A 23,025-nucleotide genomic window follows, 5' to 3' on the forward strand; every position below is an offset into this window, starting at 1 on the left:
GCCGCTATCCGGGAACCCTCCCCGGTGGCGCTTACGCTTACCGGGGCTACCGACCAAATACCGAACCGTAGCCCGGATAAGGCGCTGTGCGCCGCTATCCGGGAACCCTCCCCCGGTGGCGCTTACCGGGGCTACTAACAAAACAGCAGCCCCGTTACAAGATCACGATTTAATCGCGTGTTGAATGGAATCAATAATCGGCTGATAGCCGGTACAGCGGCACATATTGCCTTCTAATACATCCTTTATTTGCGCTTCGTCCGGATGCGGCTCTTTGGTTAATAATTCGGTGGCGCTGACCAGTACTCCCGGCGTACAGAACCCGCACTGCACGCCGCCCTTCTCAATAAATGCATCCTGTAATTTTTGCGTAATCGGATTATCGTTTAACCCTTCGAGCGTCTCGATCTCCGCTTCATCACACTGTTCGGCCAGTACCAGACAAGAACAAACGGCGTTACCGTCCATCAGCACCGTGCAGGCGCCGCATTCGCCAATCGAACATCCCTCTTTGGTGGCGGTAAGATGCAATGTATCCCGCACCAGATCCAATAGGCGCATATTGCCTTCTACTTTTGCTTCCACCAGCTTGCCGTTTACCTTCACTTTAATTGTGCTCATAGCTTTATCCTGTACAGGGCGCTCTGGCGCCCTGATTGAATCATTAAATCCCTGAGGCCCGTTGCGCCTCGGCCATCATGTCGCGGAACATATTGACGAACACCGGCTGCTTATATGCCGCCGACCAGCGCTTACCGATGGCCGCATAGATAAGCTTGTCCAGCACCTCGCAGGCGCTATTAATCGTGTCGCTATTTAACGGTTTCCCTAGCAGGCAGCGTTCAATATCCAGTAACCGCTGCGGCTTACTGAACAGCGCGCCGTCCACCAGACGGCAGTAGCTCACCGTGCCATCATCAGCAAAATCGAGCAGCGCGCTCAGGCTCTGACGGGTGATGTTGAGCGCGTTGCGCCGCCCTAACTGGTGATAGAAACCTTTAGCCCGCGGACGCGCCGGCGGCGGCAGTATCACTTTGGTCAAAAGTTCATCCGGCTGGCGCTGGGTCTTGTAGCCGGACAGCAAAAACTCGCCCAGACCGAGGGTGCGTACGCCATTTAGCGAGCGCAGCTCGATGCGTGCGTCATAGAGGATGGCAGGTGGAATGGAATCGCCGCAGGGCGCGGCGTTGACGATATTGCCGCCGATGGTGGCACGATTACGGATCTGGTGCGAACCGACGGTATGACAGGCCTGCACCAGCAGCGGGTAACGTTCGCGCAGCAGCGGATGATCGGTAATACGGTTAAAGGTCATCGCCCCGCCAATGATGACCTCATGGCTGACCGGATCTTCGCTCACCTGCGTCAACTCCGGCAGACGGGAAATATCAACCAACCGCAGCGCGCGGGTTTGCAGACGCCCCTGCACAATTACATCGGTACCGCCGGCGATAGCCGTCACGCCCTCTTGCGCCAGCAGGGTTAACGCCTCCTGCAGGCTTTTCGCTCGGGTCACTTCCACGTCAGTGAGGCGCAGCACCTGCTTCTTGTTTTCCGCCTCCAGCATCATTTCGCTTTGGCGAACCGGCTTTTTCAAGTTGTAGCCGAGGATCACCTGTTCAAGAGTCAACGGTAATTTATTAAACCGCGTCTCGAGGGCAAAACTCACCGCGTTGTTAATAGCCGCCGCCGCCAGTTCAGTGGCTGGTTCGCCGATCCCCTTCGCGCCCAGAGGCCCGGCGATATCCGGGTTTTCTACGCCGATAATCGTCATCGGCGGAATATCTTTCATCGTCGGCAGCAGGTAGCTGTCGAAGTTTTCCGATTTGACCTGGCCGTTTTCAATGTTGAAGTCTTCCAGCAGCGCATAGCCAAAACCCTGCGCCACCCCACCGTAAATCTGGCCTTCAAACCCCACCGGGTTGAGTACCCTACCTACGTCATGGGCGGCGGTAACATGCAGCAGATCGGTTTTACCGGTGCTGGTGTTCACTCTTACCTCAGCCACCTGGCAGCCGTAAACCCAGGTAAAGTACGGGCTGCCGCAGCCTTTTTCTTCATCCCAGTGAATGGGCGGCGGCACAAACCAGCCGTACTCGGTCAGGCTGACGCTGGCCCATTTGGTTTTATTAACCGCGGTTTTGAAATCAATACGCCGTTCACTGTCCTGGACGTTGATGATAAAGCCATCCTGCCACAAGGTTTCAGCCAACTCGCGGGTGCCGATGCTGTCGCCGACGACGCTGAGAATGCGGCGTTTTATCTTGTCCGCGGCGTCAAGAATCGCCCCGCCGCCGACCATAGTCCCACGGGTTGCCGCCGTCGATCCGCCGTCGCCGATAACCGAGGTCGGCGGTTCCATAAAATGCAGTTCAGATAGAGGAATACCAAAGGCTTCCGCGGCGATTAGCGACATCGCGGTTTGCAGACCCTGACCGTTTTCAGAAACCGATGTCGCCAGATTGACGCTGCCGTCCTCATTCACCTGAATGAGCGCCGTCGAGGTATCTACCCCTTCCGCGCCGATGGAACAACCACGGTAGCTCAGCGCCAGGCCAATGCCATAGCGATAAACGCCGCCTTTTTGGTTCAATTCACGATAGTGCTGGCGTTTTGCCGCAAATTCCGAGGCATTCACCGCCTTACTCAGGACTTCAGTCGCCGAGACGGTGTGTTTATCAAACCGCTGCCCGGTGACCGAGATATCGCCCTGACGCAGCGCGTTCACTTCACGCACCGCCACCGGCGAGAGATTGAGCACGTCGGCAATTTCATCCATAAAGGATTCGTTGGCGTAAACCACCTGTGGTGAACCGAAACCACGCATCGCCGAGGTATAGCTGTTGTTGGTATAGACGGCTTTAACGTCGATATGGACGTTATCAATATTGTACGGCCCAGCGGCCTGCACCGAAGAACGCCAGGTGACGAACGGGGAGGACGCCGCATAGCCGCCGCTGTCGGCAAGAATATCGATTTTGATCGCCAGAATGCGTCCGTTGTCGTCCACCCCGGCGCGATACTTCATTTTATAAGGGTGGCGCTTACAGCTTTCGATAATGGACTGCTCGCGGGTGTAGGTAAATTTCACCGGACGACCGGTCAGGCGCGTCATCAATGCGGAACGGCAGGCCAGGTGATCGATGATGTCATCTTTGCCGCCGAACGAGCCGCCCATCACCGCGCGTTTGACGTTAATCTGGCTTTGCGGGCAGCCCATAAACTTAGCCACGAAGCTGCGTACGCGGTGCGGGTTCTGAATGGAGCCGGAGATAATCAGGCTACCATCGGTGGGGTCAAGCCAGGTCAGTACAACTTCCGGTTCAATGTAAGCGTGTTCCTGGAAGCCCACTTCATATTCACGTTCAATCACGTGACTGGCTTCGGCAAAGCCTATGGCGATGTCACCCTTAACGGTGTGGTGATGGGCGGTGATATTATCGCTGCGCTCCGGGTGAATTCGCCGGGCGTCCGCCGCCAGCGCGGCTTCTACGTCCGTTAGCGGCTCATAGGGCGTATAGCGCACATGTATTTTATCCGCCGCCTCACAGGCGGCTTCATAACTGGTTGCCGCCACCACGGCGACGACATCGCCGTGGAAGACCACCTCGTCTTTGACGATAGGCAGATAATCTTTGACGATAATCCCCACGACCGGAGTACCGGGAATATCTTGCCAGGTGGCGATTTTTACCACGCCTGCAACATTCAGCGCCTCGCTAAGATCTATCGCCTCGATTTTCCCGGCGGGTATATCCGCAAAGCGGCAAACGCCATACAGCATGCCCGGTAAGGTAATATCGTCGCCATAAACGGCCGTTCCTTTGACTTTCGCCAGTCCATCCACGCGCCGTAGCGGCGCTGAAGGTGAAGCACACATAACAGTCCCCTCAATGATTATCCGTTGCGGGCAATCCCGGGTTTGCTAAACGTCGCGCTATCCATAACCCATGGGAAAAGCCACATCACCGATAACAAATCCAAGATTTGTGCCAGAAATCAATGAGGTGCCGTTTAAGCTTCTTTTTTGTGAGTCGTCGCGCAAAATGCGGCTAAAGTGCAGAGAAAATAGCGCAGCTAAGGCCGCGGTCCGCAGGCCAGTAACATTTCGCCGTCGTTTTTATCAAAGTGATAGCCCGGTTTTCTCAAATTAATAATTTGCCCGTGTGTTAAACGGTATAGATACGGATCTCGTGTTCACGGAAAGCATCCCGGTATTTACGGCTGATGTTTTCCTCCACCACCAGCACGTCAATGGCGCTGCTTTCAGCTACCACAAAACGCGCGACGGCGGGGATTTTATCTGAGGTTAAGCCAACGATAATTTCACTGCACTGTTTGATAACCGCTTTCTTAAATTCACAATCGGCGTGATCAAAACCGGTTAGACCTGACTCCGGAGCCATTGCGCAGCCGCCAATAAATCCCTGATCGAAGAGGATCCCCTGCACCTGGGCCACCGCCGATGCGCCGACACAACCGCCTGCCGCGCGTTGCACCAAACCTCCGAGCATCACAACCTCGTAAAGCGGTTTTTTAAGCAGAACCGCCGCGATTTCCGGAGAATTGGTAACCACGGTTAAGGCCAGTTCGCCCGGTAGCGCTTCCGCCATGGCCAGATTGGTGGTGCCGGTATCAATAAAAATACAGCCGCCCGGTTTCACTAGCTGTGCGCACTTCTGTGCGATTCTGCTCTTTGTTGCCCTGTTTTTCTCTTTACGTTCGTTGTACTCCATGGATTCCGGGAGGGTCATCACCGCGCCGCCGTAGACTTTCTTACAATATCCGTCTTTGCTCAACTCATGAAGATCGCGGCGAATAGTGTGTTCAGAGACCTGTAAGCGCTGGGCCAGATCGGCGCAGACGACCCTACCGTCCTCCTGCAGGATCTGACAAATCAGCGCTTGTCGTTGCTGAGGGAAAGCTGCATAATCGAGCACAACAACTCCTTAAAATAAACATAACGAGCAGAAAAGAGCATAATCGTTCACTTATGCGCATGCTGTCAACCCGACCCTTTACGAGGTAAACCATGAAAGTTGCCCATATCGCCCTCTGGACCCGCCATCTTGAGCAGCAAGCACGCTTTTGGGTGGAGTTTTTTGCCGGTGAAATTAACGAAAAATACCGTAGTAAAACCAATCCTGGTTTTGAATCCTATTTTGTAAAAATTGGCTCTGACGTGGCCATTGAGTTAATGTCCAAACCCGGTTTACATGACTCGACCCACGATAACAACCATACGGGGTGGGTGCATCTGGCGATCGCCGTCGGCGGCACGGAACAGGTGAATGCGTTAGCCAAACGCGCTGAAATGGCGGGAATTTTAGTCTCTGCCCCGCGCACCACCGGCGATGGCTATTATGAGGCGGTTATCAAAGACCCGGATGGTAACCTGGTGGAAATCGTCGCATAGTAAGGGAAACCCACATGAAGGAGTCGACCGTGGCACATTATCGCGTCATTGATAAAGCGAGCTGGCCTCGCCTGGATCACTTTACGTTCTACCGTACCTTTGCCAATCCCAGCTTCAATCTGTGCGTACCGGTCGAAGCGCAACAGTTGTACACCTGCGCGAAGGACCGGGGCGTCTCCTTCTTTCAACTGGCGTTATTCGGCCTGTTGCGTGCGGCCAACGCCGTACCACAGCTGAAACAGCGCCTGCGCAACGACGATATCATCGAATATGACGCCATCTCGGTGATGACGCCGATCATGACGGCCAGCGAAGGTTTTCGCCAGGTATGGTGCGATAACGCCGCTGATTTCCCCACGTTTAGCGCCGCCGCGACGCCGCGCATTGAGGCCGCAAAAAGCACCAACCCCTCACCGCTTATCGTGGAAGAAGAAAATTTCTTTTGCGCCAGTTGTCTGCCGTGGCTGCACTTCAGCGCCATGACCCATGCGGAATACTACGTGGGCGCGGCGGTACCCGCCCTGACGTGGGGAAAACTGAAAAATGGCATCATTCCGGTTGCCGGCCGGTTTAATCACGCTTTTGTTGATGGCCTGCACGCCAGCCGTTTTTATGCCAAAGTCGAATATTATTTCGCCAACCCGCAGGCCCTGTGGCTGCCGGTTGAGGCCGGCGATTAGCTGCCGCGGCATAAAGAACAATCTACTATGACTTCCCCGAAAACCGGCATTATATTGCCGGTTTTTTGCTAATGCGAAATGGCTATAAACCATAGCGTTTCGTTGTTAGACAGTATTCAGCGCGCCTCTTATCTTCGTCATGAATTGTAAATAACAACGCAATCATTTGATGAGGTAGCACTTTTGTCCAGATTACGGCAAGGATTAAAAACCAGACAAACGCGCTTCGCGCTGGCGCTGAAAGTGGCGCTGCTCGGTAGCATGGTGGCATTTTCTTCTGTCGCCAACGCCGACGATATTCTTAAAGAAGGGATTACTCCCGCAACCGATGCCAGCCAGATCCCGGCCAGCGCCAAACTGCGTAAAGACACGGTGGTGGCCGGCATTTCCGAACCGCAGGGGATCTTTAACCCTTACTTCTTCGTCAACGGTTGGGATGAGAACGTCACCAACGTTATTTTTTCACGCCTGATTGACTGGGACAGTCAGGGTAAGCTGGTGCCGGGGCTGGCTGAGAGCTGGACGGTGAGCGCGGATAACAAAGTCTATACCATCAAATTACGCCCTAACCTGACTTTCAGTGACGGATCGCCACTCACCGCGGAGGATGTCGCCTTTACGCTGACCGTTCTGCTCGACCCGAAATATGACGGCGATACCGATATCACTCTGGCCAATATCGCCGGCGGCGCGGAATATAAAGCCGGCAAAGCCGATAGCGTGAGCGGCCTGAAAGTTATCGATCCGCTGACCCTGCAGGTTACTACCACCCAGCCGGGCGCGACAACGCTGGCGAAAATCGGCGGTCCGGTATTATCGAAAGCCTGGTACGGCAAAGGGTATCAACGCGGAAATCTGGATTATCTGCGTTCTCTGCACGGAAAACCGCTGGGTAACGGTCCTTATGTCTACGATAAATATATTCCCGGTCAGGAGATTCGCTTCCACGCCAACACGCATTTTTATCGCGGTACGCCGCCAACGCCGCGCTTTATCTATCGCGTGACCAATCCGTCTACCAATTTCCAGCTATTCCAGACCGGCGAAACCGACTACGACGCCTTCACCTCGCGTCCGGATGATATTGAGCAGCTTAAGATGCTCGGTTTTGCCAATATCAACCTGTACGGCTCCAGCGACTACAGCCAGGTGGAGTTCAACCTCCATCGCCCGGCGCTGCAGGATAAAAAAGTGCGTCAGGCGCTGATTTACGGGCTGGACCGCCAGAAGTTAATCGACGTGGTGTATCAGGGATACGGCAAGGTAGCCATTGAACCAATCGCGCCTATTTCCTGGGCCTTCAATGCGCAGGGCGTCAACCCCTACCATTACGATCCGGTGCAAGCGAAAAAACTGCTCGATGAAGCGGGCTGGCTGCCTGGCGCCGATGGCATCCGCGTGAAAGACGGTAAGCGGCTGGAATTGACCCTACTGGCGAGCAAAAAAGTCATTAACGATGCGCTGATCCCAATTGCCAAAGAGAACTGGCGGCAGATAGGCGTGCTGCTGAAACCGCAGGTGGTTGATTTCAACGCGCTGATGGCGCAGCGCAAAGCGGGTAATTACGATCTGGCGTCGTTTAGCACCAGTACTCTCAACGATCCGCATGATGGCGTGTGGGACTTCTACAGCAGCGAGGCCAAAGAGTCGGGCTACCACAATGCTGAAGTCGATAAGCTTATCAATGCGGGTAACGCGGTGCTGGATGTCGAACAACGCAAGCCTATTTATCACCAGCTGTACCAGGTGCTGGCCGAGGATCCGCCGGTTATCTTGCTTGGATACCGGGAGATTCTTTCCGCCAGCAGCGCCCGCGTGACCGGCTTTAAGCCGGATATCTATAACGGCCTCACCGGCAGTTTGCCGGGCGTGAAAATCGTGAAGTAAATCCCCCAGCCGCCGGCCTCCCCGGCGGCTGATGTGAGAATGTTATGAAAAATTTCATCCTGAGGCGCTTATTGCAAACGCTGCCGATGCTGCTGCTGGCCTCCTTTATCATTTTTATGCTCTTTGCCAAAACCCCCGGCGACTTTATCGATGGCAATATCACCTTGACGGCCGCCCGCGCCGCCGAACTGAAGGCGATATACGGCCTCGACCAGCCGCTTTTCACCCGCTACCTTCACTGGCTGGGGCAACTGCTGCGCGGGGATTTAGGCTTCTCGCTGCAATACCAAATTCCGGTCAGCCAGTTACTGAACCAGTACATCTGGAACTCCTTCCTGCTGGCGAGCGTGGCGCTGGTTTTCTACTGGGGTATCGGCCTGACGGTTGGCGTGGTCTCCGCGCTCAGACCTAATTCCTGGTTTGATCATCTGGTGAGTATCGCGGTGTTCGCCGCGATGTCCTTTCCCACCTTTTTCCTCTGCCTGCTGCTAATTAAGTGGTTTGCCGTCGACCTTCACTGGCTGCCGGTAGGCGGGATGACCAATACCGGCAGCGACGATAGCGGCTGGCGGTATGTGCTGCAGGTCGCCGCCCATCTGGTACTGCCGGTACTGGCGCTAGTGATGCTGCAGGCCGGTAGCCTGACGCGCTATTTTCGCGCCAGCATGCTCGACGTGGTGAAGATGGATTTCATTCGTACCGCCCGTGCTAAAGGGCTGCGAGAACGCACGGTTATCATGAAACACGCGCTGCGCAATGCGCTACTGCCGGTCATCACCCTGCTTGGCTTTGAACTGCCGGGATTGTTCTCTGGCGCCATCATTACCGAAAAAGTATTTAACTGGCCGGGGGCCGGACACATTCATATCGATTCGCTGGCCGCTCGCGATTATCCGGTATTGATGGGGTTTACCCTGTTTCTGGCGGTGCTGACGATCATCGGTAATTTACTGGCCGATGTGCTCTACGCGTGGGCCGATCCGCGCATTCGAGTGAGGTAATGATGATAACTTCCCTGTTTGGCCACCGTCGCCGCCTGCGCCAGGCGACAATCCCCGCGCTCGCGCAAATAACTCCCTCTCCATGGCATCAGGCGTGGCGCCAACTGCGCCGCAACCGAATGGCGATGCTGTGTTTAATCCTGCTTGCGGTGATGGCCCTGTGGTGCGCGCTCGGGCCGATGTGGTCGCCGTGGAAAGATGACGCCACCGATGCGCTGATGGTCAACAAACCGCCCGGCGCCGAACACTGGCTGGGGACCGATTTTCTTGGCCGCGATATCTATACGCGTTTACTGCTGGCCGGGCGCATTTCACTGATAATCGGCCTGCTGACCATGCTGCTGTCGGTAACGCTGGGCTACCTGCTGGGAGCGCTATCGGGCTATGTCGGCGGACTCACCGATAAACTGATTATGCGGCTGGCCGATCTGGTGATGACGATCCCCAGTTTGCCTTTATTAATCGTCGCCGGCGCGATGCTCTCCGAGCTCGACTTTTCGCCGGATTCCCGCATCTGGATGGTGGTGATTATGCTCAGCCTGCTGGAGTGGCCAAAGCTGGCGCGGCTGGTGCGCGGGCAGTGCCTGTCGCTACGCGAGCGCGATTTTATGCTGGCGACGCAGGTTCTGGGACTGTCGGCGCGCCGCCGCCTGTTTGGCCACCTACTGCCCAATACCATCCCGATTCTGGTGGTGATGGCGACAATGGCGGTCGCTAACGCCATTCTGAGCGAATCGGCGCTGAGCTACCTTGGCCTTGGCGTAGTACCGCCGACGCCGTCGTGGGGCAATATGATGGATGCCGCCAACAGCCTGATTGATTTTCAGCGGCGGCCCTGGCTATGGATGCCTCCTGGGATTGCCATCTTTATTACCGTCATTGCTATCAACGTGCTGGGTGACGGCCTGCGCGACGCAATGGACCCGAAAATGAAACAGAGGCTGAAATGAGCGCACCATTAATTTCTTTTAAGCAACTTTCGGTCTCTTTCGCTGCTGAAGGAAGCCGGGTGCGCGCGGTACAGGAGGTCTCTTTTTCGATTCAGGCCGGGCAAACGGTAGGTATCGTCGGTGAGTCCGGCTGCGGCAAAAGCGTGACCGCCATGTCGCTAATGGGCCTATTGCCTCCCCAGGCCGCGCGCATTGACGGCGGCGAGATCCTTTTCGAAGGACGCGATCTGCTCACGCTGAAAGCGCGTCACATGGCCGACCTGCGCGGCAACCAGTTGGCGATGATCTTCCAGGAGCCGATGTCGGCGCTCAACCCGGTACTGACCATAGGCGAACAGCTCTGCGAGCCGCTCATCCGCCACCGCGGCGACTCGCCGAAAGCCGCCTGGCAGCGTGCAATACACCTGTTGAACGAGGTGGGACTGGCGCGCAGCGAAAGCCTGATGGCGTACTATCCGCATCAACTTTCCGGCGGTATGCTGCAACGGGTGATGATCGCCATGGCGCTGAGCTGCGGGCCGCAATTATTGATAGCGGATGAACCGACTACCGCGCTGGATGTCACCGTGCAGGCGCAGATCCTGCGTCTGATACGTGACCGCGCGCGCGAAAGCCAGATGGCGATGCTGCTGATCACCCACGATCTGGGGGTGATCGCGCAGATGGCCGAAAGGGTCGTCGTAATGTATGCCGGGCGGATTGTCGAACAGGGAACCACCGTCGAGGTGCTGCGCCAGCCCCAGCACCCCTATACCCGCGGACTTATCGCCTCGCGTCCGGTGCCGGGCGCGCGCCGCCGGCGGCTTTACTCCATTCCCGGTCAGGTGCCGGATCTCGCGCAACTGCCTGCGGGCTGCGCGTTTGCCGATCGCTGCGAACAGGCAACAGCACGCTGCCGTCAGGACACCCCGCCACTTTTTGGGGCCTCGCATCAGGCAGCCTGTTTTTATAGTCAATTCGCGGAGTCGGTGGCATGAACCAGCCCTATTTAATTGAAGTTAATGGCTTGAAAAAGTATTTCCCGCTGCGCGACGGCCTGTTCGGCCAGCAGACCGGGGAACTGCGCGCGGTCGATGACGTCAGTTTTAATATCCGTCCGGGAACGATTTTCGGCCTCGTCGGAGAATCCGGTAGTGGTAAAACCACCGTTGGCCGCACCTTGCTTGGCTTGTATGAAAAGACCGCCGGCAGCATTAAATTCCGCGGTCAGGAGTTATCCGAACTGTCAGCGGCGGCAATGCAGGCCCTACGACCGAAAATTCAACTGGTGTTTCAGGATCCCTATAGTTCACTGAACCCACGCATTCGCATCGGCGAGGCGATTGGCGAGGCGATGCTGCAGCATAAACTATGCACGCGCGCTGAACTCTATGAGAAAGTCATTGCAGTGATGAAGATCTGCGGGCTGGCGCCTCAGCATTACCACCGTTTTCCGCATGAATTTTCCGGTGGTCAGCGGCAGCGCATCGGCATCGCCCGCGCGCTTATCCTCAATCCGGACTTTATCGTCGCCGATGAACCCATTTCCGCACTCGATGTGTCGATTCAGGCGCAGATTATCAATCTGTTTGCCGACCTGCGCGACGAGCGTGGCGTCACCTTTCTATTCATCTCCCACGACCTTGGAGTTGTAGAGCATTTGTGCGACGACGTGGCGGTGATGTACCTCGGTCAACTGGTGGAAACCGCCAGCCGCGATGCGCTGTTTAGCCGCCCTCTTCATCCCTATACCCAGGCGCTTCTGGCCGCGGTACCCACCCTCGATCCCGAAAGCGAACCGCAGGCGGTCGTCCAGGGAGAAATCCCGGATCCGTCGCGCCCGCCTGAGGGCTGCCGGTTTTCGTCACGCTGCCCGCAGGCAAGTGACCACTGCCGCCGTCAGGCGCCGACGCTTCGTGAAATTTCGCCTGGACACCTGGTCGCCTGTCATTGGGCAGGATAGCGATGACCAGCAAGAGGCGAGGCATATTTTCTGCGGAGTATAAAAATAAGAAAACATGACATTGTTAAGGTTATGCGCACGTCATATCTTCAAAGCGTGTACTTCACTTTAAGGAACACCCTTATGATTAAGCGTCGCACTCTCAAATCTGCACTTGCGGCGGTTATTTCGCTCGCCGTCCTTGCCGCGCCAGTTTATGCCAACCCTGGTAATGGCAACGGGGGTGGCGGAGGTCATGGCAATAGCGGCGGAGGTGGCAACCACGGTAATAGCGGTGGAAACCACGGCAATAGCGGTAACCATGGCAACAGCAGTGACCACAGCAACAAAGGCCAGGGAAATGATAAGTCGAAAGAGGATCACGGTAACCGTAAAAACTACGGCAAACCCGACCATGTCGACTCTGATATTAGCTTCTCGCGAGCCCGTTCTCTGGCGGTGAATTATGGTCTGGTAGGTTATCAGGCGCTACCGCCGGGTATTGCAAAAAATGTGGTTCGCGGCAAACCATTACCTCCAGGTATTGCCAAAAAAACGTTGCCGGCATCTATGATTAACGATCTGCCTTACTACCCGGGTTATGAATGGCGTGCAGTGGGCGATGATTTAGTGCTGGTTGCGTTAAGTACCGCAATCGTCACTTCCGTCATTAACGGCGTTTTTGATTAATTTTTACACCTTTCAGGTTACACGCCGAACGTCAAAAAGGCCCATCACCAGGATGGGCCTTTTTTTTGCTTTATGCGACAGGGAATAATGAGGATCCAGACGGACTGGCGGAAAGCGCTAAGAATGTGCAATGGATTTTACTGATTTGAGAGTAGAGAAAACCACGGGTTCGCCGATGTCTCTGGCCTACGTCAATGCCGCAGGGCAGCATATTGCGCAGAGTGATATTCAAAGAGTGAAAGTCCAGCATTGCCCCCTGCTACCTCCCCCGCCTGTCAGCCAGGAACAGGTCCCGTTTACCGGGACCTGTTTCGTTTAGAGAGGTTATTCCTCCAGCGCGTAGGCGATGATATCGTCCCCGACGTCCGGCGAGTGGCTGGCGCCGCCGGCGGAAATCAGCACATACTCTTTGCCGGTTTTCGGCGATTTGTAGACCAGCGGCGCCGCTACCGCGCCAACCGGCAAGCGAGCGCGCCACAGCTCTTTACCGCTGGCGGAATCCAGCGCCCGCAGGTAGTTATCCTGGGTACCGGCGAAGAATACCAGCCCAGAGGCGGTAGAGGTTGGGCCGCCCAGGGTCGGCATTCCCAGCGGGATATGCAGATGGGTTTTCATCCCCAGCGGACCGGTATCTTCCACCGAGCCCATCGGCACCTGCCACAGTAGCTGACGGCTATTCAGGTCAATAGCGCTCATGGTACCAAACGGCGGGGTATTACAGGGCACGCCCAGCGCGGACTGCAGGATGTCGATACGCACGCCGCCGTAAGGCCCGGCAACTTGCGGGCGAACGGTACCCATAAAGCCAGGGACTTCGTCGGTGGAGACTTTGTATTTCGCCATCTCTTCCTTGCGCACCAGCGACATCCGCAACGGCATACGCATATCGTTGACGAACAGCGTACCGGTACGTTCATCGATGGTGATGCCGCCCCAGTTCATGCCGCCGAGCAGGCTTGGCCACTCGATATACGGTTTCTCTGACGGCGGCGTATACATGCCAAGGTAGGTCGACTCTTTAAAATCGATACGGCACATCAGTTGGTCGAACGGCGTCACGCCCCACATTGATTTTTCGCTCAACGGCTCGACGCCTAATTGCGGCATGCCGGTAGAGAACGGCTGGGTGGCAGACAGATGTTCGCCCTCCGCCCCCTGATGAGCGACGGGCAGCTCTTCAACACGGGTCACCGGTTTTCCAGTGCGGCGATCGAGCACGTAAATCTGTCCGGTTTTGGTGGTCTGGATCAGCACCGGGACGTCCTCGCCCTGCTCGTTTTTCATGTGGAACAGTACCGGCTGCGATGGGAGATCATAATCCCAGATATCGTGGTGAACGGTCTGGAAAACCCATTTTGTTTTACCGGTACTGGCATCCACCGCCACCACCGCGGAGCCATATTTCTCTTTCGCTTCATTACGATCGCCGCCCCAGTAGTCCGGCGGACCGTTGCCGGTCGGCAGATAGACCAGATTCAGCTCTTTATCAAAGCCGGGAATGGTCCACACGTTCGGCGTTTCGAGGGTATAAACGCGGCCTTTTTCCGGGTCGGTGATATTTTCCGGCTTGCCAACATCCCAGGCCCAGACGACTTTACCATCGCGTACGTCAAAAGCGCGTACGACCCCGGATGGCTCGCCGTGTACGATATCGCGTACCCAGCCGCCCAGCACCGCAATATGCCCCATGATCACCGGCGTTGAAGTCGGATGGTAGCGTTTGCTGTTTTCGGTGTCGCCCATGCCCTGCTTCAGATCCACGCTACCGTGGTCGCCGAAATCAGCGCACAGTTCGCCGGTTTTGGCATTCAGCGCCAGCAGGCGCGCATCCACGGTCGATACCATGATCCGCTGCGGACACTGTTGCAGCGCCGGGCTCGCTTTTTCTTCCGCGCTGAGCGTATCGTCGCTCTGCACATCATAGTAACCCACACCGCGGCAGGTCACATGTTCCGCCGTCTGCGCGTGCGGGTCAAAGCGCCAGCGCGCCTTGCCGGTATCGGCATCAATGGCGGTCACCACGTTGAGCGGCGTACAGGAATACAGCGTATCGCCAATTTGCAGCGGCGTATTTTCGTCAACGCCAATGGCCGGGCCGGTCAGGCGGCGGCCTGTGTGATAAGTCCAGGCGACTTTCAGCTTATGAACATTTTCCGGGGTAATATCGGTATACGGCGCAAAACGGGTGCCGGAGGCATCGCGGCCAAAGAACTCCCAGTTATCGCTTTTTGCCGCCTGCGTCGCGCTATTGTCGCTCGCCGCTTTCACGACGCCATTGTGGATGCCGCCGTGCGGGTAGAACGCCGAAACCAGCGTCGCCAGCAGCACGATAAAAATAACCGTGGCGCTCCAGTTCGCCAGACGCACGCGAGCCACCGGCATCGCCGCCGCCAGCCACAGGGCCAGCATTAGCATCAGCGCAGGAACCACCAGACGAGGGATCAGGCCCCAGTAGCTGAGCTGCACTTCATACAGCGCCCAGACCAGCGTTAACAGGAAGGTAATAACAGCAAGAGGCAGCGCGTATTGACTACGAGTGAAGTACCCAACGGCGATGATAAGATAAGCGAGACCGGCTAACAGATACCAGGCGCTGCCGCCGAGCGAGAGCAGCTTGCCCCCCCAGATAGTTAAGAAAATCCCAATGCCAAAACTCAGTAACACAAAAAGCAATCGGTAGATGGTGAAGAAAATCCTTCGACCATGACCTTTTTGTTCGTCCATATTTCATCCCATTCGACAGATGTCGATATAACCAAAGCATTTATTTTTAAAGCGCCGATCGATAAGCGATGCCGCTCAGCGCAGTTAACCTGTTGGTTGGACGCCCCAAACCAGGGCGAAGAACGTAAGAAAGTATATGGACATGTAAATTTTATGTAAAATTTAACCGCATAAAATGTTTAGAATTTTTTAATTCATAAAATGAATTTGATAGCTCTTATCGTTGAAAACTACGAAATACTTAGTCTGGGCACGGTATTAACGTAATGTGCGGCAATCGGCCGATGAGATGCATCGCCCTACGCTTTGCCCTATAATTGATGACGGTTAAAACTGAACTTATGTGGGTAACTCATGGAAATTGATCTCGACAACCTGGTCTTTAGCGGCCTGGAAGAAGCGGAAGAGCGTAACGCTGAACGCCTGGACGAAGCGGATAAAAAAGCGCAGGCGATTGTTGCCGATGATGATTGCGGCGATGCCTGCAAAATCTAATGATTAAACCGGCTAACCAGGCCGGTTTTTTTTCGCCTGTAACTGCCTAAGCGGGCAAAAAGCCCTTTAGCGTTTCCAGCAGCGCCTGCGCCGCCTTCGACAACTGCATATGTCCGGCATGAATAACGCCAATGCACTTTTCAATCGGCGGATCGCTTAACGGTAGACAAACCGCTCCCAGCGACTGCATCTGCGACTGGCATAACGCGGGCACCGCGCTGCCGCCCAGACCGCTGGCGACCATCCGCCCGACGGTGACCAACTGATGACTTTCCAGCGCCACGTCCAACTGGCTACCGCTACGCGCCAACTCTTCTTCCAGCATCAAACGCACCGCCGATGGGCGCTGCAGGGTTATAAAATCCAGCGTCAGCAGTTCACGCCAGCTCAACTGCTTTTTACTCGCCAAAGGCGACGTTTTCGGCACGATCGCCACAAAGCGATCCACCGCCAGCGGCGTAAACAGCAGATTGTTGCCGGGCGATGGCTCAAACGCGATCCCCATCTCCACCCGGCCTTCGCGCACCATCTCAATGACCTGCTCATTAATTACGTCATGCACCGTTACGTTGACTCCCGCATAGCGGTCGCGGAAGGCTTTTAGCACTTCCGGAAGCACGTTAGCGGCAAACGACGGCATCGCGGCGACGGAGATCTTTCCCCGCTGCAGGGTGAAACTTTGCCGCATCGCCTCTTCGGCATTATCCCAGTCCGCCAGCAGTTGGCGGGCCATCGGCAGAAAGGTTTCTCCCTCCTGGGTTAAGGTCACTTTGCGGGTGCTGCGCTGCAGCAATGCCCCGCCAAGCGCCTCTTCCAACCCCTTAATGGTCAAACTCAGCGCCGGCTGCGACAGGTTCAGGCGCTCGCTGGCGTGGGCGAAGTTAAGAGTGTGAGCTACCGCTAGAAACGCGCGTAACTGTTTGACACTCATTCTCATTTTTCTACCTGTTAACTAATTGAAAGAATTTAGTTAACGATAAATTAATAAAAAAACCAAATGAGTGGGTCACAAATTCAAAATTATCAAATCAGTCCGCGCCCTTAATGATAGAGCCATCGCAAGGCAGGAGAAAAATGATGGCAGGACTGGATAAGCGCGTAGCCAGCTATGAAGCGGCGCTGGACGGATTAACCGATGGCATGACGTTACTGGCCGGCGGCTTCGGCCTGTGCGGCATCCCGGAAAACTTAATCGCCGAGGTCAAACGCCGCCAGGTACAGGGCCTGACGGTAGTTTCTAATAACTGCGGCGTTGATGGCTTTGGTCTCGGCATGCTGCTGGAAACGCGCCAGGTACGCAAAGTCGTGGCCTCTTACGTTGGCGAAAACGCTCTCTTTGAACAACTGGTACTGAGCGGCGAACTGGCGGTGGAACTGACCCCGCAAGGTACGCTTGCCGAGAAAATTCGCGCCGGCGGCGCCGGAATCCCCGGATTCTATACCGCGACCGGTTACGGCACGCCGGTAGCGGAAGGCAAAGAGGTGCGTCAGTTCGACGGTAAACATTACATTCTCGAAGAAGCTATTCGCGGCGATTTCGCTCTTGTGAAGGGCTGGAAAGCCGACTGGTACGGCAACGTGGTTTATCGCCACACCGCGCAGAATTTTAACCCGTTGATGGCCACCGCCGGACGGATCACGGTAGTGGAAGTCGAAGAAATCGTCGCGCCGGGCGAACTCCCCCCCTCCGCTATCCATACGCCCGGTATTTATGTCGACCGGCTGATCGTCGGGCAATTCGAAAAACGTATTGAACAGCGCACGCTGCGCGCCGGAGGGAACTGAATATGTTAACTCGCGAACAAATGGCGATGCGCGTCGCCCAGGAACTGCGCGACGGCGATTATGTCAATCTCGGTATCGGCATTCCCACGCTGGTCGCTAACTATATTCCTGCCGGTATTGAAGTAATGCTGCAGTCGGAAAACGGCCTGTTGGGGATGGGCGAATTTCCCGATGAGTCAACGATTGATGCCGACATGATTAACGCCGGCAAGCAGACCGTTACCGCCCAAACCGGGGCGGCTATCTTTGACTCCGCCCAGTCCTTCGCCATGATCCGCGGCGGCCACGTCGATCTCACGGTCCTCGGCGCTTTTGAAGTCGATGTCGCGGGTAATATCGCCTCGTGGATGATCCCGGGAAAAATGGTGAAAGGCATGGGCGGCGCCATGGATCTGGTGGCCGGCGCGCAAAACATCATCGTGGTGATGACGCACGCTTCGAAAAACGGCGAATCCAAACTGCTCCCGCAATGTACCCTGCCGCTCACCGGCGCGGGCTGTATTCGCCGGGTACTCACCGATCTCGCGCTACTGGAAATTAGCGACGGCGCCTTTGTTCTGCGCGAATACGCCCCCGGCGTCAGCATTGACGAAATTGCCCGTAAAACGGCCGGACGGCTGGTCATTGCCGATGACGTCCGCGAAATGCGCTTCACTAAGGAGGCAATATGAAAGAAGTCGCTATCGTCTGCGCGCTACGTACGCCAATCGGCAGTTTTCGCGGCGCCTTGTCTTCCCTTTCCGCCGTCGAGCTAGGCGCCGCCGTAGTGCGTGGTCTGCTTGAACGCACACAGCTACCGGCCAGCGCCGTTGACGAACTGATTTTTGGCCAGGTTTTAACCGCCGGCTGCGGACAGAATCCGGCGCGACAAACCGCGCTGCGCGCCGGGCTACCGGTTGAAACTCCGGCCGTTACCGTCAATCTGGTTTGCGGTTCCGGGCTGAAAGCTGTGCAACAGGCGGTACAGGCCATTCGCAGCGGCGAGGCGGAGATAGTGATCGCCGGCGGCCAGGAGAGCATGAGCAATGCTCCGTATCTGGTTCAGGGCGCGCGCGATGGCCTGCGCTTCGGCCATGCCAGCATGCAGGACAGCATGATTCAGGACGGATTATGGGATGCGTTTAACGACTATCACATGGGCATCACCGCCGAGAATCTCGCCGACGCCTTTGATATCTCCCGCCCCCAGCAGGATGCCTTCGCCGCCCTTTCGCAGCGCAAAGCCGCCGCCGCGATAGCCGCCGGGCGCTTTCAGGCTGAGATAGTGCCGCTTAGCGTCCCTCAGGGTAAAAAAGCGCCGCGCATGGTGGACGCAGACGAACAGCCGCGCCCGGAAACCAGCGAACAACAGCTGGCGCGGTTGCGCCCTGCCTTTCGCACGGAGGATGGCAGCGTCACCGCGGGCAATGCCTCTTCGCTCAACGATGGCGCGGCGGCAGTCTTATTGATGAGCGTCGATAAAGCGCGGCAGCTTGGCTTGCCGGTGCTGGCGCGAATTGTCAGCTCTGCGGTGGCCGGCGTCGATCCGTCCGTGATGGGTATCGGCCCGGTAAGCGCTTGCCGGAAGGCGCTGCAGCGCGCCGGTTGGTCGCTGGACGAGGTGGATCTCATCGAAGCCAACGAGGCCTTTGCCGTGCAGGCGCTGGCCGTTGGCAAATTGCTGGAGTGGGACAGCCAGAAAGTCAACGTCAACGGCGGCGCTATCGCGCTCGGCCATCCGATTGGCGCCTCAGGATGTCGCATTCTGGTTAGTCTGCTGCACGAGATGCAGCGCCGCGATGTCAGCAAAGGCCTGGCGACGCTTTGCGTCGGCGGCGGTCAGGGTATCGCGATGACCATCGAACGTTAACAGGAGCCACTATGTTTACACCACAACTGGCGGTACTGGGCGCCGGCCTTATGGGCGTCGGCATCGCCTGTCATTTTGCCCGCCACGGCCACACCGTACGCCTCTACGACACCGACCCGGCGCGCGTTAGCGAGATTCCAGGCGTCGCCGCCGCCATTTTGCGCGAGCTCGAAGAGTGCGAGCAGTTTGATGCCGCTCAGCGTACGGCGGTGCTCTCGCGCCTCTCCGGCACCACGGCATTAGGCGATCTTGCTGACGCGACCTTGCTGATCGAAGCGATTCCGGAACGTCTGGCGCTCAAGCACGCCTTATACCGCGAACTGGAAACCTTAATAGCCGACGAAGCCATTATCGCCAGTAACACCAGCGGACTACCGCCCGATCGGTTGGCGCAGGGTATGCGGCATCCGGAACGCTTGTTAATCGCCCACTTCTGGCATCCGCCGCATTTTATCCCGCTGGTGGAAGTGGTGCCGGGCAGCGCAACCCTGCCGCATCTCGCCAACCAGGTCAGCGATTTTTTATCCTCCTGCTCGCTGGAAGCGGTAGTACTCAACCGCGCCGCGCCGGGGTTCGTCGGCAACCGACTACAGTTCGCCCTGCTGCGCGAAGCGCTGCATATCGTTAAGAGCGGCATCGCTTCGCCGGAGGTGGTCGACAAAGTGATGCGCGCCTCGCTCGGCCGCCGCTACGCGATGGTCGGGCCGCTGGAAGCCGCCGATATGACCGGTCTGGCGACCGTCCAGGATATCTGCCAGCACCTGCTGCCGGAACTGGCCACAGGCAGCGACATGATGTCGCTGGTCGCCGACAAGGTTGCGCAAGGCGCTACCGGCGCCCGCAGCGGGCAAGGTTTTTATCACTGGGATGAGACCCGGCAGAAACGAATACAGTCGCGCCGTGAGCATCAGCTGCGCTACGCCCTGAAACCGTAACTTCTCGTTTTGTACCCCGACAATAACAATGATAGTGAGGAGTCGTAATGAGTGTGTTGATTGCCCTGGCCGCGCTGGCATTATTGATGCTGGCTGCGTATCGTGGATACAGCGTTATCCTGTTTGCCCCTATCGCCGCGCTTGGCGCGGCCCTGCTCACCGACCCGAGCGCGGTAGGCCCGACCTTTACCGGCCTGTTTATGGAAAAAATGGTCGGTTTCGTGAAGCTCTATTTTCCGGTATTTCTGCTCGGCGCCGTCTTTGGCAAGCTGATTGAACTATCGGGCTTCTCGCGTTCCATCGTCGCCGCCGCGATTCAAATTCTCGGGCGTCGACATGCGATCCCGGTGATCGTGCTGGTCTGCGCCCTGCTGACCTACGGCGGCGTTTCGCTGTTCGTGGTGGCATTTGCGGTCTATCCCTTTGCCGCCGAACTGTTTCGCCAGAGCGGTATCCCGAAACGGCTGATCCCGGCAACCGTCGCGCTGGGTGCGTTCTCTTTCACTATGGATGCCCTGCCGGGCACCCCGCAGATTCAGAACATTATCCCCACCAGCTTTTTTGGCACCAACGCCTGGGCCGCCCCCTGGCTTGGATTGATAGGTTCACTGTTTATCATCACCTTCGGTTTACTGTGGCTGGAACGACAGCGGCGTAAAGCGCTCGCGAATGGCGAGGGTTACGGTACCGATCTGCAAAACGAGCCGCAGACGCCGGATAACATCAATCTGCCGCATCCGCTGATCGCCATTGCCCCGCTGCTGCTGGTTGGCCTGCTGAACCTGCTGTTTACCCGCTGGATCCCGCAATGGTACGGCGCCAGCCACGAGCTAACGCTGCCAGGGCTTGCCAAACCCATCGTCACCGAGGTCGGCAAAATCACCGCTATCTGGGCCGTCGAGGCCGCGCTGCTATCCGGCATCGTCGTGGTGCTGGTGTTCGGTTTTCGTAATATTCGCGGCCGTCTGGCGGAAGGCAGCCGTACGGCGGTCGGCGGCGCGATCCTCGCGGCGATGAATACCGCCTCGGAATATGGCTTCGGTGCGGTGATTGCCGCCCTGCCGGGTTTTCTGGTGTTGTCGAAAGCTCTGACCGCCATTCCCAATCCCCTGTTAAACGAGGCGATTAGCATAACCGTACTGGCGGGGATCACCGGCTCCGCCTCCGGCGGGATGAGCATCGCGCTGGCGGCAATGTCCGATACCTTCGTGGCCGCCGCCCACGCCGCTAATATTCCGCTTGAAGTACTCCACCGCGTCGCTTCAATGGCCAGCGGCGGCATGGATACCCTGCCGCATAACGGCGCTGTCATCACGCTGCTGGCAATCACCGGTTTAAGTCATCGCCAGGCTTACGGCGGCATTTTCGCCATTACGCTTATCAAAAGCCTCGCGGTTCTGTTTGTCATTGCCGTGTTCTATTTAACCGGTATTGTCTGATGCCTGATTTAAGGAGTAACGAAATGAATTTAAACGGTAAAACGGCGCTGGTCACCGGCTCCACCAGCGGTATTGGTTTAGGCATTGCCAAAGTACTGGCGCAGGCCGGCGCGCAGCTGGTGTTGAACGGTTTTGGCGACAGCACGAGCGCGCGAGCCGAGGTTGCCGCGCTGGGTAAAATTCCCGGCTATCACGATGCCGACCTGCGCGACGTCGGGCAAATTGAAGCGATGATGCGCTATGCCGAAAGCGAATTTGGCGGCGTCAATATTGTGATTAATAACGCCGGTATTCAGCATGTGGCACCGGTGGAGCAGTTCGCGGTGGAAAAGTGGAACGATATTCTGGCGATAAATCTGTCCAGCGTCTTCCACACCAGCCGACTGGCGCTGCCGGGCATGCGCGAGCGCAACTGGGGGCGGATTATTAATATTGCCTCCGTGCATGGGTTAGTCGCCTCGAAAGAGAAATCCGCCTATGTCGCCGCCAAGCATGGGGTGATTGGCTTTAGCAAAACGCTGGCGCTGGAGACTGCGCGCACCGGCATTACCTGCAACGCGATTTGCCCTGGCTGGGTGCTGACGCCGCTGGTTCAGCAGCAGATCGATAAACGTATCGCTGAGGGAGCCGACCCGGAGCAGGCCAGAGCGCAGCTGCTGGCTGAAAAACAACCTTCCGGAGAATTCGTAACGCCGCAGCAACTGGGGGAAATGGCGCTATTTTTATGCAGCGACGCCGCCGCGCAGGTTCGCGGCGCGGCGTGGAATATGGATGGCGGCTGGGTGGCGCAGTAATTATCTTCCCAACGGGGAGCCTGTCTGTTCCTCCCCGGTTGGTTCGTGCTATTCACCCTTCATATCAAACCGCGATTGAGCAAAGGCCTTGTAGACTTTATCGTTAGTAAACGGCGGGAAGATCGCACTTTTTGCCGCCTCACGCAGCGCGGCACAATAGGCTTTATTTCCCTCAGCCGTATTCATCTTTTCCAGAGTGCCATCCTGGGCGAATTCTAAATGCAGGCGGCACTTTTTTCCCCGCCACGCGTAGCGGTCAGCAAGTTGCGACTCGAAGGCTTCTTTGATCCCCCTCGCCTGCTGACCATACTCATCCTCATCGCTAAAACGCCCGGAGTCACAGCTACCGAGGGCAGAGGTTTTATGACAATCCGACGGGTGTAGCGGCGCACAACCGCTTAGCGCAACGACTGCCGCGACAAATATCCATGCTTTTTTCATCATACATCCCTGTTGGTT

Annotated in this window: 21 protein-coding genes; 15 read left to right on the forward strand and 6 right to left on the reverse strand. The window is 56.8% G+C overall.

All coding sequences use genetic code 11. From position 1 onward, the window contains the following. Positions 1 to 162 precede the first annotated feature (162 nt). The 3 genes from ABLU86_RS16820 to ABLU86_RS16830 all read right to left on the reverse strand — a co-directional run bounded on the left by ABLU86_RS16820 (position 163) and on the right by ABLU86_RS16830 (position 4,940). Positions 163 to 621 (reverse strand): (2Fe-2S)-binding protein, encoded by a 459-nt coding sequence (locus ABLU86_RS16820; protein WP_015366918.1) that lies wholly within the window; start codon positions 619 to 621, stop codon positions 163 to 165. Between the two features lie 43 nt (positions 622 to 664). Beyond that, the gene (locus ABLU86_RS16825) at positions 665 to 3,880 is read right to left on the reverse strand and encodes a molybdopterin cofactor-binding domain-containing protein (protein WP_348796347.1); all 3,216 of its coding nucleotides are present in this window, start codon (positions 3,878 to 3,880) and stop codon (positions 665 to 667) included. 289 nt (positions 3,881 to 4,169) lie between these two features. Then, positions 4,170 to 4,940 (reverse strand): DeoR/GlpR family DNA-binding transcription regulator, encoded by a 771-nt coding sequence (locus ABLU86_RS16830; RefSeq protein ID WP_015705204.1) that lies wholly within the window; start codon positions 4,938 to 4,940, stop codon positions 4,170 to 4,172. Positions 4,941 to 5,032: 92 nt separating this feature from the next. Here ABLU86_RS16830 and ABLU86_RS16835 point away from each other — a divergent pair, with 92 nt between their 5' ends. From ABLU86_RS16835 to ABLU86_RS16870, 8 genes are all read left to right on the forward strand, one after another. Further along, positions 5,033 to 5,416 (forward strand): VOC family protein, encoded by a 384-nt coding sequence (locus ABLU86_RS16835; RefSeq protein WP_042894917.1) that lies wholly within the window; start codon positions 5,033 to 5,035, stop codon positions 5,414 to 5,416. 29 nt (positions 5,417 to 5,445) lie between these two features. Continuing rightward, on the forward strand, positions 5,446 to 6,096 hold the full coding sequence (locus ABLU86_RS16840; RefSeq protein WP_047036685.1) for a CatA-like O-acetyltransferase, family 1: 651 nt from the start codon (positions 5,446 to 5,448) through the stop codon (positions 6,094 to 6,096). A 183-nt stretch (positions 6,097 to 6,279) separates the two neighbouring features. Further along, a complete protein-coding gene (locus ABLU86_RS16845) occupies positions 6,280 to 7,983 on the forward strand; it encodes an ABC transporter substrate-binding protein (protein WP_042894914.1) in 1,704 nt (567 codons plus the stop codon). Positions 7,984 to 8,027: 44 nt separating this feature from the next. Next, positions 8,028 to 8,984 carry an ABC transporter permease gene (locus ABLU86_RS16850; protein WP_020079022.1) on the forward strand — a complete coding sequence of 319 codons (957 nt, stop codon included), beginning with the start codon at positions 8,028 to 8,030 and terminating at the stop codon, positions 8,982 to 8,984. Between the two features lie 2 nt (positions 8,985 to 8,986). Continuing rightward, positions 8,987 to 9,934 (forward strand): oligopeptide ABC transporter permease, encoded by a 948-nt coding sequence (gene opp4C / locus ABLU86_RS16855; RefSeq protein ID WP_348796353.1) that lies wholly within the window; start codon positions 8,987 to 8,989, stop codon positions 9,932 to 9,934. After that, on the forward strand, positions 9,931 to 10,911 hold the full coding sequence (locus tag ABLU86_RS16860) for an ABC transporter ATP-binding protein (RefSeq protein WP_032714358.1): 981 nt from the start codon (positions 9,931 to 9,933) through the stop codon (positions 10,909 to 10,911). Before opp4C ends, ABLU86_RS16860 begins: the two co-directional genes overlap by 4 nt. Beyond that, positions 10,908 to 11,876, forward strand: coding sequence for an oligopeptide/dipeptide ABC transporter ATP-binding protein (locus ABLU86_RS16865; RefSeq protein WP_213193988.1), 969 nt, complete (start codon positions 10,908 to 10,910; stop codon positions 11,874 to 11,876). Before ABLU86_RS16860 ends, ABLU86_RS16865 begins: the two co-directional genes overlap by 4 nt. A gap of 123 nt (positions 11,877 to 11,999) precedes the next feature. Beyond that, entirely contained in the window at positions 12,000 to 12,545 is a 546-nt protein-coding gene (locus ABLU86_RS16870) for an anti-virulence regulator CigR family protein (protein WP_015366928.1), read from the forward strand. A 324-nt stretch (positions 12,546 to 12,869) separates the two neighbouring features. On the opposite strand, the gene ABLU86_RS16875 is transcribed toward ABLU86_RS16870, so the two are convergent. Next, complete coding sequence (locus ABLU86_RS16875) at positions 12,870 to 15,269, reverse strand: membrane-bound PQQ-dependent dehydrogenase, glucose/quinate/shikimate family (protein ID WP_045385957.1); 2,400 nt, start codon at positions 15,267 to 15,269, stop codon at positions 12,870 to 12,872. Between the two features lie 354 nt (positions 15,270 to 15,623). Between ABLU86_RS16875 and ABLU86_RS16880 the strand changes: the two genes are divergently transcribed. Continuing rightward, the gene (locus tag ABLU86_RS16880; RefSeq protein ID WP_015705194.1) at positions 15,624 to 15,764 is read left to right on the forward strand and encodes a hypothetical protein; all 141 of its coding nucleotides are present in this window, start codon (positions 15,624 to 15,626) and stop codon (positions 15,762 to 15,764) included. 46 nt (positions 15,765 to 15,810) lie between these two features. Here the strand turns inward: ABLU86_RS16880 and ABLU86_RS16885 are convergent, their stop codons facing one another. Continuing rightward, positions 15,811 to 16,701, reverse strand: a complete 891-nt coding sequence (locus ABLU86_RS16885; RefSeq protein WP_020079025.1) for a LysR family transcriptional regulator — start codon at positions 16,699 to 16,701, stop codon at positions 15,811 to 15,813. A gap of 140 nt (positions 16,702 to 16,841) precedes the next feature. Here ABLU86_RS16885 and ABLU86_RS16890 point away from each other — a divergent pair, with 140 nt between their 5' ends. The 6 genes from ABLU86_RS16890 to ABLU86_RS16915 are packed head-to-tail and all read left to right on the forward strand — an operon-like array spanning position 16,842 to position 22,566. Beyond that, complete coding sequence (locus ABLU86_RS16890) at positions 16,842 to 17,549, forward strand: CoA transferase subunit A (RefSeq protein WP_015705192.1); 708 nt, start codon at positions 16,842 to 16,844, stop codon at positions 17,547 to 17,549. 2 nt (positions 17,550 to 17,551) lie between these two features. Next, complete coding sequence (locus tag ABLU86_RS16895; RefSeq protein WP_015366933.1) at positions 17,552 to 18,220, forward strand: CoA transferase subunit B; 669 nt, start codon at positions 17,552 to 17,554, stop codon at positions 18,218 to 18,220. Then, entirely contained in the window at positions 18,217 to 19,398 is a 1,182-nt protein-coding gene (locus ABLU86_RS16900) for an acetyl-CoA C-acetyltransferase (RefSeq protein ID WP_348796348.1), read from the forward strand. Before ABLU86_RS16895 ends, ABLU86_RS16900 begins: the two co-directional genes overlap by 4 nt. 11 nt (positions 19,399 to 19,409) lie before the next feature. After that, on the forward strand, positions 19,410 to 20,333 hold the full coding sequence (locus ABLU86_RS16905) for a 3-hydroxyacyl-CoA dehydrogenase family protein (protein WP_015366935.1): 924 nt from the start codon (positions 19,410 to 19,412) through the stop codon (positions 20,331 to 20,333). A 47-nt stretch (positions 20,334 to 20,380) separates the two neighbouring features. Then, the gene (locus ABLU86_RS16910; protein WP_213759689.1) at positions 20,381 to 21,772 is read left to right on the forward strand and encodes a GntP family permease; all 1,392 of its coding nucleotides are present in this window, start codon (positions 20,381 to 20,383) and stop codon (positions 21,770 to 21,772) included. 23 nt (positions 21,773 to 21,795) lie between these two features. Continuing rightward, complete coding sequence (locus ABLU86_RS16915) at positions 21,796 to 22,566, forward strand: 3-hydroxybutyrate dehydrogenase (protein WP_213759690.1); 771 nt, start codon at positions 21,796 to 21,798, stop codon at positions 22,564 to 22,566. Positions 22,567 to 22,614: 48 nt separating this feature from the next. On the opposite strand, the gene ABLU86_RS16920 is transcribed toward ABLU86_RS16915, so the two are convergent. Beyond that, a complete protein-coding gene (locus ABLU86_RS16920; RefSeq protein WP_042894888.1) occupies positions 22,615 to 23,007 on the reverse strand; it encodes a cell envelope integrity TolA C-terminal domain-containing protein in 393 nt (130 codons plus the stop codon). Between the last annotated feature and the right edge of the window lie 18 nt (positions 23,008 to 23,025).

This window comes from Klebsiella sp. JN_Kp121, assembly GCF_040062145.1.
GTDB classification, from domain to species: domain Bacteria; phylum Pseudomonadota; class Gammaproteobacteria; order Enterobacterales; family Enterobacteriaceae; genus Klebsiella; species Klebsiella aerogenes.